Consider the following 17,195-nt stretch of genomic DNA (forward strand, 5'->3'; position numbering starts at 1 on the left):
TATTAGGCTGCAACCACGCTGTCGATGGCCGCTTTCGCGTCAGACTGCGCTTTGGCCGCGACTTCCGGGCCGTAAGCGATACCTTCGGCGAACACGAAGTTCACGTCGGTGATGCCGATGAAGCCGAGGAAGGTGGACAGGTACGGGGTGACCAGGTCGGTCGGGGTATCTTTATGGATACCGCCGCGGCTGGTCACAACGACCGCGCGTTTACCGGTCACCAGACCTTCCGGCCCTTTTTCGGTGTAGCGGAAGGTCGCGCCAGCGCGAGCCACCAGGTCGAAATAGTTTTTCAACTGCGTCGGGATGTTGAAGTTGTACATCGGCGCAGCGATAACAATCACATCGTTGCCTTTCAGTTCAGCGATCAGCTCGTCGGAAAGGGCCAGCGCTTCCTGCTGACGCGGAGTCAGCGGCGCGTCGCTCGGACGCAGGGCGCCAACCAATTCACCATCCAGAACCGGGATCGGATTAGCGGCCAGGTCACGCACGGTGATCTCGTCGCCCGGGTGTTTTTCCTGCCATTGTTCAACAAAATAGTCGGAAAGCTGACCAGATTGTGAGTACCCTGCCAGAATACTGGATTTCAGAACTAATACTTTGCTCATGGGTGTTTCCTTTTTTAATGTGATTGACGGGTCAGTGCCCTGGTGCTTGATGACACTGTATTCACAATCGCGCCACAGAGATAGCGCAATATATCGAATCCTATGTTCAGATTTTTTGAACAAGGCATGAGTGGCGCAGATGTGGTACTCTAAGGCAATACTTCAAAAGAGATTTTCCCGGCAGAGCTCTGCCCGATAACGCTATGACAGAACAACAAAAAATCACCTTCCCCCAGCTTTATCAACAGCTCGACGGCCTGATGCTGCGCGACAAAACGCGCTTTGCCCGCCGTCTGCACGGCGTGAAGAAGGTTAAAAATCCTGAATCGCAACAGGCCATCCTTCAGGAGATGGCGCAGGAGATAAGCCAGGCAGCCGGTAAAGTCCTGCTGCGCGAAGCAGCGCGTCCGGCCATCACCTATCCGGAAAATCTGCCGGTTAGCCAGAAAAAACAAGAAATTCTCGAGGCGGTACGCGATCACCAGGTGGTGATTGTCGCCGGGGAGACCGGTTCGGGTAAAACCACCCAGCTGCCAAAAATCTGCATGGAGCTGGGCCGCGGGCTGAAAGGGCTAATCGGCCATACCCAGCCGCGTCGTCTGGCCGCGCGAACCGTCGCCAACCGTATCGCCGAGGAGCTGCAAACGGAGCCGGGCGGCTGTATCGGCTATAAGGTCCGCTTTAGCGATCACGTCAGCGACAACACCATGGTCAAGCTGATGACCGACGGTATTCTGCTGGCTGAGATCCAGCAGGATCGCCTGCTGATGCAGTACGACACCATCATTATCGATGAAGCGCACGAGCGCAGCCTGAACATTGACTTCCTGCTCGGCTATCTGAAAGAGCTGCTGCCGCGCCGTCCTGACCTGAAAATCATCATCACCTCGGCGACCATCGACCCGGAACGTTTCTCAAAGCATTTCAATAATGCGCCGATTATCGAAGTCTCCGGGCGGACTTACCCGGTGGAAGTGCGCTATCGGCCGATAGTGGAAGAGGCGGACGATACCGAGCGCGATCAGCTGCAGGCGATCTTTGATGCCGTCGATGAGCTCGGGCGCGAAGGGCCCGGCGATATTCTGATCTTTATGAGCGGCGAGCGGGAGATTCGCGATACCGCCGATGCGCTGAATAAGCTGGATCTGCGCCATACCGAAGTGCTGCCGCTGTACGCTCGCTTGTCCAACAGCGAGCAGAACCGCGTCTTCCAGCCGCACAGTGGACGACGCATCGTGCTGGCGACCAACGTGGCGGAAACCTCGCTGACCGTACCGGGCATTAAGTACGTTATCGATCCCGGTACCGCGCGTATCAGCCGCTACAGCTACCGCACCAAGGTGCAGCGCCTGCCGATCGAGCCAGTTTCCCAGGCGTCCGCCAACCAGCGAAAAGGCCGCTGCGGTCGCGTCTCGGAAGGGATCTGTATTCGTCTTTATTCAGAAGACGATTTCCTGTCGCGCCCGGAATTTACCGATCCGGAAATTCTGCGCACCAACCTGGCGTCGGTCATCCTGCAGATGACCGCCCTGGGCTTAGGCGATATCGCCGCCTTCCCGTTCGTTGAAGCGCCGGATAAGCGCAACATTCAGGACGGCGTGCGCCTGCTGGAAGAGCTGGGCGCCATCACCACCGATGAGCAGGCCACCGCCTACAAGCTGACCCCGATGGGCCGTCAGCTTAGCCAGTTGCCGGTAGACCCGCGTCTGGCGCGGATGGTGCTGGAGGCGCAGAAGCACGGCTGCGTGCGAGAAGCGATGATCATCACCTCCGCGCTGTCGATTCAGGATCCGCGCGAGCGGCCGATGGACAAACAGCAGGCCTCTGACGAAAAACACCGCCGCTTTCACGATAAAGAGTCTGACTTCCTCGCCTTTGTGAACCTGTGGAACTATCTCGGCGAACAGCAGAAAGCCCTGTCGTCGAATCAGTTCCGCCGTCAGTGCCGGGTCGATTATCTGAACTATCTGCGCGTGCGCGAGTGGCAGGATATCTATACCCAGCTGCGCCAGGTGGTGAAGGAGCTTGGCCTGCCGATCAACAGCGAGCCAGCGGAATATCGCGAGATCCATACCGCGCTGCTGACCGGTCTGCTGTCGCACATCGGCATGAAGGATGCCGATAAACAGGAGTTTACCGGGGCGCGCAACGCCCGCTTTTCCATTTTCCCGGGGTCCGGTCTGTTTAAAAAGCCGCCGAAGTGGACGATGGTGGCGGAACTGGTGGAGACCAGCCGGCTGTGGGGCCGCATTGCCGCCCGCATTGAGCCGGAGTGGGTGGAGCCGGTAGCGCAGCACCTGATCAAACGCTCATACAGCGAGCCGCACTGGGAGCGGGCGCAGGGCGCGGTGATGGCGACGGAAAAGGTCACCGTCTACGGCCTGCCGATCGTGGGCGCGCGTAAGGTCAACTACAGCCAGATCGATCCGGCGCTGTGCCGCGAGCTGTTTATCCGCCACGCGCTGGTGGAGGGCGACTGGCAAACGCGCCACGCCTTCTTCCGGGAGAACCTGAAGCTGCGGGCGGAAATCGAAGAGCTGGAGCATAAGTCGCGCCGCCGCGACATTCTGGTGGACGACGAGACCCTGTTCGAATTCTACGACCAGCGCATCAGCCACGACGTCATCTCCGCCCGCCACTTCGACAGCTGGTGGAAGCAGGCCAGCAAAGAGACGCCGGATCTGCTCAACTTTGAGAAGAGCATGCTGATTAAGGAAGGGGCGGAGCAGGTTAGCAAGCTGGACTATCCGAACTTCTGGCATCAGGGCAACCTTAAGCTGCGGCTTAGCTATCAGTTTGAGCCGGGCGCCGACGCCGACGGCGTGACGGTGCATATTCCGCTGCCGCTGCTGAACCAGGTGGAGGAGGCTGGGTTTGAATGGCAGATCCCCGGCCTGCGTCGCGAGCTGATTATCGCGCTGATAAAATCGCTGCCGAAGCCGGTGCGGCGCAATTTTGTCCCGGCTCCCAACTATGCGGAAGCGTTTCTTGGCCGGGCAACGCCGCTTGAGCTGCCGCTGCTCGATTCCCTGGAGCGCGAGCTGCGTAAGATGACCGGCGTGACCATCGACCGCGAAGCCTGGCAGTGGGATCAGGTGCCCGATCACCTGAAAATCACTTTCCGGGTGGTGGATGACAAAAACAAGAAGCTGCAGGAAGGGCGCTCGCTGCAGGCGCTGAAAGAGGCGCTGAAGGGCAAAGTTCAGGAGACGCTGTCGGCGGTCGCTGATGATGGCATCGAGCAGAGCGGGCTGCATATCTGGAGCTTTGGCACCCTGGCGGAAAGCTATGAACAGAAGCGCGGCAACTATAAGGTGAAAGCCTGGCCGGCGCTGGTGGACGAGCGCGACAGCGTGGCCATCAAGCTGTTTGATAATCCGCAGGAACAGCAGCAGGCCATGTGGCGCGGTCTGCGTCGCCTGCTGCTGCTTAACATTCCGTCGCCGATTAAGTATCTGCACGAGAAACTGCCGAACAAAGCCAAGCTCGGGCTCTATTTCAACCCGTACGGCAAAGTGCTGGATCTGATTGACGACTGCATCTCCTGCGGCGTTGATAAGCTTATCGACGAGGCGGGCGGTCCGGTATGGACGGAAGAGGGCTTCAACCAGCTGCACGATAAAGTTCGCGCCGAGCTCAACGAGACGGTGGTGGAGATCGCCAAACAGGTCGAGCAGATCCTCACTGCGGTGTTCAATATCAACAAACGGCTGAAAGGCCGGGTGGATATGACCATGGCGCTGGGGCTGTCGGACATCAAAGCGCAGATGGCGGGGCTGGTTTACCGCGGCTTTGTCACCGGCAACGGCTTCCGTCGTCTTGGCGATACGCTGCGCTACCTGCAGGCGATTGAAAAGCGCCTGGAGAAGATGGCTATCGATCCGCACCGCGACCGCGCGCAGATGCTGAAAATTGAGAGCGTGCAGCAGGCGTGGCAGCAGTGGCTGAATAAGCTACCGCCGAACCGCCGTGAGGACGACGATGTCCGGGAGATCCGCTGGATGATCGAGGAGCTGCGGGTGAGCTTCTTCGCCCAGCAGCTGGGGACCCCGTACCCCATCTCGGACAAACGTGTCCTGCAGGCGATGGAGCAGGTGACGCCGTAATCCCACCCTTTTCCCTGCCCGGCGGCGCAGTGCTTGCCGGGCAGGGGAAACCCGGGAGCGGTCGCGAAGCCGTACCCGATTATCTCCCCGCCCTGATGCTTCCCCGCCGAATGAAAAATGAACGGAATCTGAAAATCGACCTGCCGGCTTGGGTCATCGGCTGTCTTCGCGTATTTTTAGCCTCGTTTCGCAGGAAAACCAGAACACGGAGTCTATTTTTATCCTTCTTGATATGGACAAATTCCTCATGATGGCGCTGGCTATCCTTGTGATGGCCGCGTGTAAACCCTTCGTTGACGCTTCCTCCTGCGATGAAACACAGCGGGCGATCAACGATGCGAACTTTTTTATTTTAACCTCCCTTCCGCCGCTGAACGGCGAAGTGCAGAGCGTGCAAATCGTCGGCAGCCAGAATAACGAATATGGCGCCCTTCGTTTCGCGCGGTGCCGCCGGCTGGCAAGCTATGAGCGGGCAAAAACCCTTAACACCGCACATGGCGCAACGATCGTCAGAGATAATGTTCGCTGGCGAAATGATAAAGGATGGATGCGGGAATATATCCGGCAGACCCGGAGCGCGACGGGAAATATCAGCAAGATGGTGATGCGCGAACAGTTTTATACCGATTCTCTCGGGCGGATTGTGCGCGCCGAAAATGTGTCCGCGACGCAGCAACCGCCCAAAGTCCTGCATACGACCACCTATCAGTATGACGACCGGCACCGCCTGGTCCGTAAAACGGTCAACGGCGGTATGATGGTCATGCTTGCTGTCGATTACCGCTATACGGATGGGCGCCTTAGCCGCATGGCTGACTCGGACTCCACCTCGACGCTGCGTTGGGATGAAAAAGGGCGCTGGATATCCCGGGAAACGACCTCAACGTATAGTGGAGCACGCCAGGCCCGTTGTTTAGGGTGGGATCACCAGGGGAACTGTACCGCGGAGTATGGCGAGCAGCCTGCAGCAGGGGCAATGAAAGATCAGTCTCTGCACTACCAGTATACCTATTATCCTCGATGATCCTCCGCGGCAGAAAGCCCTGCGGGCCCGGCAGCATAGGTTCATGCAGGCTGGTGCTGCCGGGCAGGAGAGCGGGGTTTCTCCCTCTCTCTGGGGGAGAGGGCCGGGGTGAGGGTATCAGGCCGCCCGGATCTCAGCCATTCACCAGCGCCAGCGTAAAGCCATCCCATCCCTTAATGCCCACCGTCTGCAGCGCGGTGGCGGTGAGCCGCGGGTTATCGCCGATCATCTCGATAAACCGACGCACGCCCTGCACACGCGCGTCATCGCTTTGCCCATTAATCACCTCGCCATCGCGCACCACGTTATCGCCCACGATCAGCGTCCCGGGGCGGGAATAGTGCAGCGCCCACTCCAGATAGTGAGGATTATTAGGTTTATCGGCATCAATAAAGATCAGGTCGAACGGCTGCACATCCTCGAAATTTTCCAGCGTGTTCAGCGCCGGTCCTTCAATGAGTTCAATACGATCGTTTAGCCCGGCGAGGCGGATATTCTGGCGCGCCACCCCCGCATGCGTCGGGTCGGCCTCGAGGGTAATCAGCTTTCCGTCGGCGGGCAGCGCACGCGCCATCCAGATGGCGCTATAGGCGCCGAGCGTGCCAATTTCAAGGATCCGCCGCGCCTGGGTCATGCGCACCAACAACGCCAGAAATTGCCCCTGATTGGCCGCAACATCATGTTCAGGTAGCCCGGCGCGTTTGTTGTTTTCCAGAACCTGTCTCAGCACGTCATCATCAGGAATAAGCGAAGAAATCATGTAATTATCGACAGCAGACCACTGTTGTTGCATAGATTAACTCCCTGGTGGTAGTAGTGGCCGGGTGGCGCAACGCTATCCCGGCCTGAATACTGGCTTCCGCGCTCTGGACGGTGGCGGACCGACGCGCGCAGGCTTTTTACGCGTTCATCCAGCCGCCTCCCAGCGCCCGGTACAGATCGATCTGCGCCAGCAGCAGGTTATTCTTCACCTGGACCACGCTAAGCTGGGTGGAGAACAGCGTTCGCTGGGCATCAAGCACATCCAGATACGAAGAGTAGCCGTTACGGTAGCGATTCTGCGCAATGCGCAATGTTTCCTCCGCTACCGCCACCTGTCCCTGTAGCTCGGTCAACTGTTCGCCGTAGCGGCTAATGGCGTCAAGGCTGTCATTGACCTCTTTGAACGCGCCGCGCACCGTTTTCTCATAGCTGTACAGCGCCTGGTTGCGCTGGGCCATGGAGACATCCACCTGGGCGTTTAACGCCTGGCGGTTAAGCAGCGGCGCCAGGATGCTACCGCCAATGCTCCACAGTCGCAGCGGATCGTCGAGCAGATCCGGCAGCGTCCGGTCCTGCAGGCTGCCGGTGGCGGTCAGGTTGATAGACGGCAGCAGCTGCGCCTGCGACGAGGCCAGGGTGGCATCGGCGGCTACCAGCTGACGCTGGGCCTGTACGATATCCGGGCGGCGATTGAGTAGGGTGGACGGCAACTGCGAGGGCAGACGCAGCGGGGTGAGCCCGGCGAATTCGCCACGTTTGACCGCGCCGGGGTTATCCCCCAGCAGCACGCTGAGGGCGTTTTCCTGCTGCGCAATCTGGTGCTGCAGCGGCGGGATCTGCGCCCGCGTTGAGCGCAGCTCCGAATCCGCCTGCATCAGCTCAAGGCGCGAGGTATACCCGGTTTCAAACTGACGTTTGGCCAGCCGCCAGGCGTCTTCCCGTGATTGGAGCGTCTGCTGCGTGACCCGCAGCTGCTCATCCAGCGACAGCAGCGTCACGTAGCCCACGGCCACCGAGGTGGCGACGCTCAAATTGGCCGCGGCGGCAGCGGCTTTCTGCGCCTCGAGGCTGGCCCCGGCGGCGCTGGCCGCGCTGCGGTTCGCGCCCCAGATATCGACATCATAGCTGGCGGTCAGGCCGCCTTTGTACAGCGTGCTGTGGATCGGCAGGCCGGTGGCGGCGGACTGCGTGCGGGCGCGGGTGCCGGTCAGGCTGGCATCCAGCGAGGGAAAAAGGCTGCTGTCGGCGGCATACGCCCGCGCCTGATACTCATTGACCCGCTCGCGGGCGATCAGCACATCGCTGTTATAGCGCAGCGCCCGGTCAACATACTGATTCAGCGCATTGTCATGAAAATTGCGCCACCATACGCCTTCCACCGGGCTGGCAGGGCCAACGTCGGCCCGCCAGGCGGCAGGGATGGTCAGGGTCGGCTGCGCGCGCTGGACATCGGCGGACTGACAGCCGACCAGCGCCAGGACGATGACAAGGGTGACCGGGCGGATCATGGCTGCTTCTCCGCGCGGGTATCAATGGTCACCTGCACCGACATGCCGGGGCGCAGGCGCTCGCTGTTGCGCTGCCCCTCGTTAACCGTGATGCGCACCGGGATGCGCTGGGCGATCTTGACGAAGTTGCCGGTAGCGTTGTCCGGCGAAATAGCGCTGAACTCCACCCCAGTCGCCGGGGAGATACTCTGCACCTTGCCGTGGAAGGTCTCGCCGTTGAGCGCGTCAACGGTGAAGGTAACCGGCTGGCCGATACGCACATCGGCCAGCTGGGTCTCTTTCAGGTTGGCGATCACCCAGTGCTGCGGCGGGACCAGCGAAGTCAGATGGGTTCCGGCGCTGACGTAAGCGCCAAGACGCACCGAAATCTGCCCCAGCTGGCCGCCGGTGGGGGCGATGATCTGCGTATTCTGCAGGTCAATCTGCGCCAGTTCGAGGGCGGCTTTGGCGCTGGCCACGTCGGCCTCCAGCGAATCGCGATTGACGATGGTCGATTCGAGATCCTGGCGCGACATCTCCAGCGCCGCTTTCGCCTGTTCAATATCCGCTGCCCCCTGGGCGGCGCTGGCGCGGGCGGAATCACGCTCGCGGATCGACAGCGAGCCATCGGCGGTCAGTTCCTGCACCCTTTTTAAATCGGCCTGGATTTTCAGATTCTGCGCGCGGGCGTTTTGCAGCGCGGCTTCGTTTTTGGCGATCGTCGCCTCGGCGCTTTTGCGCTGCTGCAGGTTGTTGCGCAGCGCCGCCTCCTTCATCGCCAGGGTGGCCTGGGCCTGGTGCACCCGCTGCTTATAGATGCGATCGTCTATCTGGAACAGTACCTCGCCCGGCTGAACGATGGCGAAATCCTTGACGTTGACGGCAGTGATGTAGCCGTTGACCTGTGGGCTGATAAAGGTGGTCTGCCCGCGCACGTAGGCGTTGTCGGTAAACTGGCTATGCCGGGTGAACGGCGGTAGCTGCCAGGCATAGAGGATCACCAGTACGCCGACGAGGCCTATCGCCGCGGCGGTAAAAATGGAGACCACGCGAATGTTGTTTCGGGTATTGGCCTGTTGTTTGGCCGCATCCTGCTGACTCATAACGACTCCAGAGATGAAATGATGATAATTATTTGCTGCCAGTGGCGCGTTTTAATGCGATACGGGCGGTCAGTCGTAAGCGAATTAAGCGCCAAAAAACCCACACTAACGTCCCGGCGGAGATCGCCGCCGTCAGCAGATAGGTGTCATTCCAGGCGAGAATATTGGCCTGCAGCGTCGCGGCGTTTTGCAGGAGCGTCGTGGCCTGGACGTTAAGCAGCGTGCTGTCGCCGATCTGGCTCTGGTACATCTGGCTGTACTGCTGCAGGCGCTCGACGATCAGCGGGTTGAGGGTGGTGATCTGATCCGCCAGCTGACTGGAGTGAAATTTCTCCCGCCAGGTCTGGAAAGTACCGAGGATCGCCGATCCCAGCAGGCCGCCGATGTTCTGGCTCATGCCGAACAGCACCGAGAAGCTAACCAGGTTGCGCGGATCGGCGAATACCCCGCCAATACCGGCGAGCATCGCCGGCGCCAGAAAGAAGGCGCTGCCGAAGCCAAGCAAAAACTGGCTGAACATCAGTTGTTCCGGGCGGGTGAGGGCGTTGGACTGACTGTCGAGCAGCGAGGCCACCATGATCAGCGCCAGGGCGGTGGCGGTCGGCCAGTAGAGCTTCTGCGGGTTAAGCGTCAGGCAGCTGGCAATGATCCCGCACAGAATGCCGGCGAAAATTGACCACGCAAGGTTGGTCATCTGTTCGTTTTGCAGGCCAACGTACTGCAGCCAGCCGATCACCCCGGTATTCTGCTCCGCCAGCACGATGCGGATCAGCAGCATAATCAGACCGAGGCGCAGGATACTGCCGCTGGAGAGCCATTTGGTATTGAGCAGGGGATTGCTGCGGTTATGCTCGAAGGCGATGGCAGCGACGATCAGCACCACCGCCGCCGCCAGCGACCAGCCGATCCACGGCGCTTCGAACCACCACTCGAGCCGCCCCAGCGACAGCACCGCGCACACCAGCGCCATGCCGGGGGCCAGCAGGAAGAAGGTGATAAAATCCTTCTTCTCGAACACCTTTTTACGATCGCTCGGCGGCAGCTTCAGCGCGATGACGCAGGCCAGCGACACCAGCGCCAGCCCCAGTTCAAAGAAGTAGAGCCCGCGCCATTCGTCGGTCTGCAGCAGCTCGGTGGAAAAGAGGCGCGCCAGCGGAATGGCCAGCGACGAGCCAGTGATACCGATGGTCAGCCCTTTAAGGCGGTGGCGTGCGGGCCAGGCCTGCACCTGATAGTAGATCCCCAGCGAGCTGAGCGCCGCGGCCACCATGCCGTGGGCGGCGCGGACCATCATCGCCGAGCTGAGATCGTTGACGAACAGGTGGAAGAAGGTGACCAGCACATAGAGCACCAGAAAGCCTTCGGTAAAGGCGCGCAGCCCGAACTGCTGACGAAATTTCACCAGCAGCAGGTTGATGGAGACGTTGGTCATGACATACACCGCCGGCAGCCAGGCGATCTCCGTCGACCAGGCGGCGAAGGTGCCCTGCAGCAGCTGAAGATTGGCGGTGACTACCGCGTTGCCCAGCGCGCCGGTGAGGCACACCAGCAGCCCGACCACCCCGTAGGCCAGGCGCTTCGCCGGGCTGTGCAGCGGCGTCGATGGCGAGCCGAGCAGGGCCGGTTTTTCATGCGGCGCCCAGTCATGGGGGGCGTAAGGGTTACTCTGACGACGGGGCATTATTTCTTCTCCACTTCACGCAACAGCTTTTCCAGCACCCGCTGAGTTTGTTCCCGCTCCTGCGGAGTAATCGCCGTCAGGATCTCTTCACGCAGATCGTCCGCCACCGTTTTGACCTGCTCGAAGAGGGCCTGCCCCTGGTCGGTGACCACCAGCAGCCGCTTGCGTTTATCGCGGTCGGTGGTGACGCGCTCCACCAGGCCGAGGGTCACCAGGCGGTTGATCAGCGGCACAATGGTCGCGCTCTCCACTCCCAGCTCCTGCGCCAGTTCGCTTTGCGACAGCGGCTGGTGATGGCGGGCGATAGCGGCGACCGCTACCCAGCTGGCCTGGCTGAGGCCGAGGTTTTTCAGCCGACGATTAACCGCCAGCCGCCAGTGATGGGCGGTCAGATATAAAAGATGGGAGAAGTTAAGCTGTCGATGGTCCATAGGTCGTCTGCCAAAATCGTTAGAGCTCTAACGAGTTTATGCCTGACGACCGACGAAATTCAAGGGAAAGGATAAATAAGGGTTAACGGTGTGTGCGTTTATTGTAGCGAACAGGAGGATACCCCCTCAGGCCATTTACTCATGGAGGATACTCTTATTCAGCGCCATCACCCAGGTGATAAAAGCGCGCAGGGGCGCGGGAATATGTTTGCGACTCGGATAGTAGACACAGAAATGATCCGCCGGGTAGCGGTAGCTGGGCAATAAGCGGATCAGGCTGCCGGCGTTCAGTTGCGCGGAGACCAGCGACTGATAGACAAAGGCGATCCCCAGTCCGCTCTCCGCCGCCTGGATCATCGCCGTATCGGAATCGACGACCAGATCGCCTTTGACTGCGACTTCGCCTGGCTCGCCGTCGGGGCTGATAAACTCCCACCGATACTTTTCGCCGCTGGGAAAACATCGGTTGATACAGCGAAAATTGATCAGCGACTGCGGGGTGTCGGGCGCTCCGGCCTGGCGGAGATAGTCCGGGCTGGCTACCGGGATCAGCGACAGTTTCTCGCCAAAGGGGATGGCAATCATATCTTTGGGCACATCCCGGGAATAACGAATGCCAGCGTCAAAACCGGACTCGATAATATTCACTTTCCGATCGGTGGTAAACAGCTCCAGCGTCACGTCAGGATAGGCGGTTTTAAAAGCAATAAAATAGCGCTGAAAGAAAAGGTCGAGAACAATACGCGGTAAATTGACTTTCACCACCCCTTCCGGGGTCAGACGGTGATAATTCAGACTGTCGACTACCCGGCGATAATCATTCACCACCGGCGTCATATTATTAAGAAATTCCTCACCCACGGCGGTTAAAGACAAACTGCGCGTCGAGCGATTGAGCAGGCGCACGCCTAATTTTTCTTCCAGATGATTAATAGCGCTGGTGAGGGCCGGCGGTGAAAGATTTAATGCTCTGGCAGCTTGTCGAAAACTACCATGTTTCACTATGAGTATTAATATTTCAATTTGTTGCAAATCAGGCAACGTTTTCATTGTTAATTTCCAGCTAACACCGCGTTCGGAATAGATTAATTGTTATCAATGTAAAAGGGAAGTATATATTTAATAACATTCAGCACGTAAGGAAAATAAGGTGAAAACACGTTATCTCGGAAAAGAGAAGTTCCAGGTTTCCGCATTGGGTCTCGGGTGTATGGGAATGAGTTTTGCCTATGGCGGCGCTGAGGAGTCGCAGGCGATAAATACCATCCATGCCGCAGTGGACATGGGCGTGACCTTCCTCGATTCCGCCGAAGTGTATGGGCCTTTTGACAATGAAGTCCTTGTCGGGAAAGCGATTAAAGGCATCCGCGATAAGGTGCAGATTGCCACCAAATTTGGCTTTCGTATTCTGCCGACCGGCCAGGGGCTGGAGCGGATGGCCGGCGTCGACAGCCGTCCGGAACATATTCGCGAGGCGGTGGAAGGGTCGCTGAAGCGGCTGAATATCGAGACCATCGATCTGCTCTATCAGCACCGCGTCGATCCCGCGGTGCCGGTGGAAGAGGTGGTGGGCACCATGGCCGACCTGGTTAAAGAGGGTAAAATTCGCCACATCGGGCTGTCGGAAGTGTCAGCCCAGACGCTGCGCCGGGCCTGCAAGGTGCATCCGATTACCGCGGTGCAGACGGAATACTCGCTGTGGACCCGTGAGCCGGAGAGCGGCATCCTCAAGGCCTGCCGCGAGCTGGGGGTGGGCTTTGTCCCTTACAGCCCGCTGGGGCGCGGCTTCCTGACGGGCAAAATCACCGACCCCAGCCTCTTCGCTGCCGATGATTTTCGTCGCAATCTGCCGCGCTTCCAGGCCGAAACCATGCGCAAAAACCAGCAGTTGCTCGACCGTCTGCAGCAGGTCGCCGGCCGCTACGATGCCACCCTGGCGCAGATGGCTCTCGCCTGGGTGATGAGCAAAGGCGAAGATATCGTGCCGATCCCCGGGGCACGAAAAATCAATCACCTGCGCGATAATGCCGCTGCGGCCGATATTATGCTCTCGCCTGAGGATATTCTCACCATCGATCATATTTTCGCTGCCGAAAACGTCGCCGGCTTACGCTATAACCAGGGCGACTTTAATTTAATCGATAAATAATCTCCTGAATACGTTCCTCCCGCCGTTCTGGCGGGAGATAAGGTAACTTATGACTATTGCTGTTTCCCGTCCGGCGGGATTGCCTGCGGCGGTGTATGCGCTTTCCGTGGGTTCATTTGGTATTGGCACCACCGAATTTGTGATTATGGGTTTATTACTCGATGTGGCCCATGATTTTCATATATCCATTACCCTTGCCGCCTGGTCTATTACCGCTTATGCCTGTGGGGTGGTGATTGGCGCGCCGCTGCTTACGCCGCTATTAAGCCGTTATCGCAAAAAACCGGCGCTGTTATTTTTGATGATCTTATTTTCCATTGGAAATTTAGGCTGCGCGATCGCCGGTAATATGACCATGCTAATTATTGCCCGGGTAATAACCGCTTTCGCTCACGCTTCGTTTTTCGGAATAAGCTCAGTCTATGCCGCGGAGCTGGCGCCGGTAGATAAACGAGCTTCGGCGGTCTCCGCCGTGTTTCTCGGCGCCACCCTGGCCAATATTCTGGGCGTGCCGCTCGGCGCCTGGGTGGGGCAGTACCTTGGCTGGCGCTATACCTTCTATATGGTCACGCTGATCGGCGTTCTCTCCGCCCTGGCAGTCATTGCCCTGGTGCCTGGCCGTCAGGCGCAACCGTCGGCCCAGAGCCGGATCCGTGATGAGCTAAAGGTGCTCCGCCATCCCGCGGTGCTGCGCAGCCTGCTGATCACTGCCCTCGGGTTCTCCGGCGTCTTCGCCGCCTTCACCTACATCGCGCCGATGCTGAAAACCGTCACCGGGATGAGCGAACACCTTATTCCGCCGGTGCTGATGCTGTTTGGCGTTGGGATGGTCGCCGGAAATCATCTTGGCGGCCGACTGACCGACGGCGGCGTCCGCCGGGCGCTGCTGCTGACCCTCGCCTTGCTGAGCGTCGTCCTGTGTCTTTTCCCGTGGGCTATTCAGACGCTGCCTGGTGCCTGCGCGGCGGTGTTTTTGCTGGGGGCGGCGATGTTCTCCACCATTCCGCCGCTGCAGATGCAGGCGCTGGACAGCAGTGAGAGCGGTAAAAGCATGGTCTCCTCGTGCAATATCGCCGCCTTTAACCTCGGCAATGCCGGCGGCGCCTGGTTTGGCGGGCTGCTGCTCGCCTCCGGCGTCTCTCTATCTCACATTCCTCTGGCCGGTGCTTGCCTGACCGCCAGCGGATTGGTTATCGCTAGTGTGACGTTGTCATCTTTAAAAGGAAGTCAAGCATGAAGTATCGGTATTTAGGTTCCACCGGGCTGTCGGTTTCGGAGCTCTGTTTCGGCGCCATGACGTTTGGTGAGAAAGGGGCCTTTCTCGGCGCGCCGGGGCGCAACTGGTCGGAATTCGGCGTGGTGCCTGAGCAGACGGCCTACGATCTGGTGTACAAAGCGCTGGACGCCGGGATTAACTTTTTTGATACCGCGGACTGTTATAAGAACGGCCAGGGCGAAGAGCTGCTCGGCAACGCGCTGAAGGGAAAACGCCAGCAGGTGATTATCGGCACTAAAGGGCGCTGGCAAACCGACCCCAACCCGAATGCGCTGGGGGCGTCGCGCTACCATATCATCAATGCCGTCGAGGCCAGCCTGCAGCGGCTGAAGACCGATTATATCGATATCTATCACCTTCACGGGTTCGATCCGCGCACCGCACTGGAGGATACCCTGCGCACGCTGGATACCCTAATCCGCGCCGGGAAAATTCGCTATATCGGGGTCTCCAACTACGCGGCCTGGCAGCTGGCGAAGGCGCTGGGGATCTCGGAGCGCCTTGGGCTGGAGAAATTCTGCGTCTATCAGGGCTATTACAATATCGCCGCGCGTGAACTGGAGCATGAGATTATCCCGCTCAGCGTCGATCAGAACGTCGGCATCACCGTCTGGAGCCCGCTGGCCGGGGGCTTTCTCACCGGCAAATACCCGCGCAATCAGGCGTTTCCCGAAGGTAGTCGCCTGGCGAACGCCACGCCGTTCGAATCCGCGCCGATCGCCAACCGCGAGCAGGCCTGGCAGACCCTGGAGGTGATGCAGGAGATTGCCCGCCAGCGCAACGCCAGCGTCGCGCAGGTGGCGCTCAACTGGCTGCGTACCCGTCCGGGGATCGCTTCGCTGGTGATCGGCGCGACCAAACTGGCCCAACTGGAGGATAACCTGGCGGCGCTGAACTGGACGCTGAGCGACGAGGAGACGGCGATCCTCAACAGCGTGAGCGAGAAAGAGAAACCATACCCCTACTGGCATATCTGCAATGTCGCCGGCGATCGTCGTCTGGCCGATGATATCTATCCCTAATCACCCTGCACCCAGGCAACACGCGTATGCCCCACATGGGGCATACAGAGAGGCTCGATCGTGAAAAAAGTACTCATTGTTGGCGCCGGCCCGGTAGGGTTAATCATTGGCTGCTATCTGAATAAGTATGGAATTGATTTTGATATCATTGATAAAAATACCCACAGCACCACCTGGTCCAAAGCGCTGAGCGTCAGTCCGGCGACCATTAAAGCCTTCCACGGCTTAGGCCTTGCCGGGGAACTGATCGCCCAGGGAAAACAGGTGCAGTCAGTCTACGCTTACTATAAAAACCGCAAATTTCTGCATATTGATAACCGCCGACTCGCCACCTGCTATCCCTTCCATGTCAGTATCCCGCAGCCGCGGACGGAGAAGATCCTCGAAACGGCATTAGCCGCCGCCGGGCGGCAGGTGAGACGCGGGCACCAGCTGGTCTCCTGGCGCCGGGAGGGGGAGCGCTATCACGTCTCCCTGCTCGACGATGCCCGTCGGGCCTGTTCCGCCGCTTATGACTATATTATTGGCGCCGACGGCGCGGCCAGCACCGTCCGGGAGCTGGCCGGGATCGGCTTTAGCGGTCATGACTATCCGCTGCATTTTGTGATGGCGGATGTGCAGTTCGACCCCGCGGCGGCGCTCCCGGGGACCTCCTACCATATTGATGAGCAAGGCTTTCTGATTTTCCTGCCCATGCCGGACAATCAGGTCAGGATTGTGATTAAAAAAGCCGGGCGCTTGCCGTCGCCGCGTCCGGTGCCGGACCTGCAGGAGATTAACGCCGCGCTGGCGCGCTACTGCCCTCAGGTGCCGCCGGCGCAGAGGCTCACCTGGTCCTCCAGCGCCAATTTCTATAACCGCATCGCCGATGACAATCTGCAGCACCATATTATGCTGGCGGGAGATGCCTTCCACCTGTTCAGTCCCATTGGCGGGCAGGGGATGAACACCGGCGTCCAGGATGCGGTGAACCTCGCCTGGAAGCTGGCTTTCTATCTGCACGGCGTGGCCACTGACCGACTGCCGGCGTCCTATCGCACCCAGCGCTTCGCCGCGGTGAGCGGTGTGCTGCGCTCCACCGACCATGATACTGGCCTGATCGCCGGTCTGGTGCCGAGAAATCATATCGATGGGGTCTACTTTCCGGAGTTTTGCAACCGTCACTACTATCGTCACCAGCTGCCGCTGCAGTACGCCGGTTTCACCGCGACGCAGGCGCAGGAGCCGGACGGCCTGGCAGGGCACCATGTTCCCTGGTACGTTTTTGCCTCGCCGCAGGCGACGTTTCGCAACAGCTATGACGCCTTCGCCAGCGGTAAGGTGGTGATCTTTTCCGCCCGCGCCGCCTGTCCTCCTTTGTCCCGCCTGAAGCAGGCCGGCTGGTTTATGTTCTGCCCCCTCGAGCCGGCGGACAAGGCGTTTCTTGAGGCGCTACAGATCGGTCCCGATGACTACGCGGTGGTTAATCCCGATGGCTATGTGGGCTTTACCGGCAGCGAAGCCGGGACGCGGCAGTATCTTTCCTCGCTCTACGTAATGGAATAAT

13 protein-coding genes are annotated in these 17,195 nt (G+C 59.4%); 6 read left to right on the top strand and 7 right to left on the bottom strand.

Annotation, left to right across the window (positions count from 1 at the left end):
- Positions 1-2: 2 nt before the first annotated feature.
- Positions 3-608, bottom strand: coding sequence for an FMN-dependent NADH-azoreductase (gene azoR, locus ABLU50_RS07620; RefSeq protein WP_087832848.1), 606 nt, complete (start codon positions 606-608; stop codon positions 3-5).
- Positions 609-811: 203 nt separating this feature from the next.
- Here azoR and hrpA point away from each other — a divergent pair, with 203 nt between their 5' ends.
- Complete coding sequence (gene hrpA, locus ABLU50_RS07625; protein ID WP_060655734.1) at positions 812-4,714, top strand: ATP-dependent RNA helicase HrpA; 3,903 nt, start codon at positions 812-814, stop codon at positions 4,712-4,714.
- Positions 4,715-4,862: 148 nt separating this feature from the next.
- Entirely contained in the window at positions 4,863-5,738 is an 876-nt protein-coding gene (locus ABLU50_RS07630; RefSeq protein WP_227526518.1) for a hypothetical protein, read from the top strand.
- Positions 5,739-5,871: 133 nt separating this feature from the next.
- Here ABLU50_RS07630 and ABLU50_RS07635 read toward each other — a convergent pair whose 3' ends face one another.
- The 6 genes from ABLU50_RS07635 to ABLU50_RS07660 all read right to left on the bottom strand — a co-directional run bounded on the left by ABLU50_RS07635 (position 5,872) and on the right by ABLU50_RS07660 (position 12,252).
- Positions 5,872-6,531: an O-methyltransferase gene (locus ABLU50_RS07635; RefSeq protein WP_060655735.1), complete on the bottom strand. Its 660-nt coding sequence runs from the start codon at positions 6,529-6,531 to the stop codon at positions 5,872-5,874.
- Positions 6,532-6,637: 106 nt separating this feature from the next.
- Positions 6,638-8,008, bottom strand: coding sequence for an efflux transporter outer membrane subunit (locus ABLU50_RS07640; RefSeq protein WP_087832849.1), 1,371 nt, complete (start codon positions 8,006-8,008; stop codon positions 6,638-6,640).
- Positions 8,005-9,090, bottom strand: a complete 1,086-nt coding sequence (locus ABLU50_RS07645; protein WP_004204059.1) for an HlyD family secretion protein — start codon at positions 9,088-9,090, stop codon at positions 8,005-8,007. Before ABLU50_RS07645 ends, ABLU50_RS07640 begins: the two co-directional genes overlap by 4 nt.
- Positions 9,091-9,118: 28 nt before the next feature.
- Positions 9,119-10,771 (bottom strand): MFS transporter, encoded by a 1,653-nt coding sequence (locus ABLU50_RS07650; protein ID WP_017898724.1) that lies wholly within the window; start codon positions 10,769-10,771, stop codon positions 9,119-9,121.
- The gene (locus tag ABLU50_RS07655) at positions 10,771-11,202 is read right to left on the bottom strand and encodes a MarR family transcriptional regulator (protein WP_004204063.1); all 432 of its coding nucleotides are present in this window, start codon (positions 11,200-11,202) and stop codon (positions 10,771-10,773) included. The genes ABLU50_RS07650 and ABLU50_RS07655 overlap by 1 nt, the downstream gene beginning before the upstream one ends.
- Before the next feature lie 135 nt (positions 11,203-11,337).
- Positions 11,338-12,252 (bottom strand): LysR family transcriptional regulator, encoded by a 915-nt coding sequence (locus ABLU50_RS07660; RefSeq protein WP_087832851.1) that lies wholly within the window; start codon positions 12,250-12,252, stop codon positions 11,338-11,340.
- Between the two features lie 100 nt (positions 12,253-12,352).
- Here ABLU50_RS07660 and ABLU50_RS07665 point away from each other — a divergent pair, with 100 nt between their 5' ends.
- From ABLU50_RS07665 to ABLU50_RS07680, 4 genes are read left to right on the top strand one after another with little or no spacing between them, the layout of a single operon-like run.
- Complete coding sequence (locus ABLU50_RS07665; protein WP_106479177.1) at positions 12,353-13,351, top strand: aldo/keto reductase; 999 nt, start codon at positions 12,353-12,355, stop codon at positions 13,349-13,351.
- Between the two features lie 49 nt (positions 13,352-13,400).
- The gene (locus ABLU50_RS07670; protein WP_087832853.1) at positions 13,401-14,588 is read left to right on the top strand and encodes an MFS transporter; all 1,188 of its coding nucleotides are present in this window, start codon (positions 13,401-13,403) and stop codon (positions 14,586-14,588) included.
- Positions 14,585-15,649, top strand: coding sequence for an aldo/keto reductase (locus tag ABLU50_RS07675; protein WP_023289473.1), 1,065 nt, complete (start codon positions 14,585-14,587; stop codon positions 15,647-15,649). Before ABLU50_RS07670 ends, ABLU50_RS07675 begins: the two co-directional genes overlap by 4 nt.
- A 60-nt stretch (positions 15,650-15,709) precedes the next feature.
- Positions 15,710-17,194: an FAD-dependent monooxygenase gene (locus ABLU50_RS07680; protein ID WP_087832854.1), complete on the top strand. Its 1,485-nt coding sequence runs from the start codon at positions 15,710-15,712 to the stop codon at positions 17,192-17,194.
- The last annotated feature ends 1 nt before the right edge of the window (position 17,195 follow it).

This window comes from Klebsiella sp. GG_Kp173 (assembly GCF_040062415.1).
Lineage (GTDB): Bacteria > Pseudomonadota > Gammaproteobacteria > Enterobacterales > Enterobacteriaceae > Klebsiella > Klebsiella quasipneumoniae.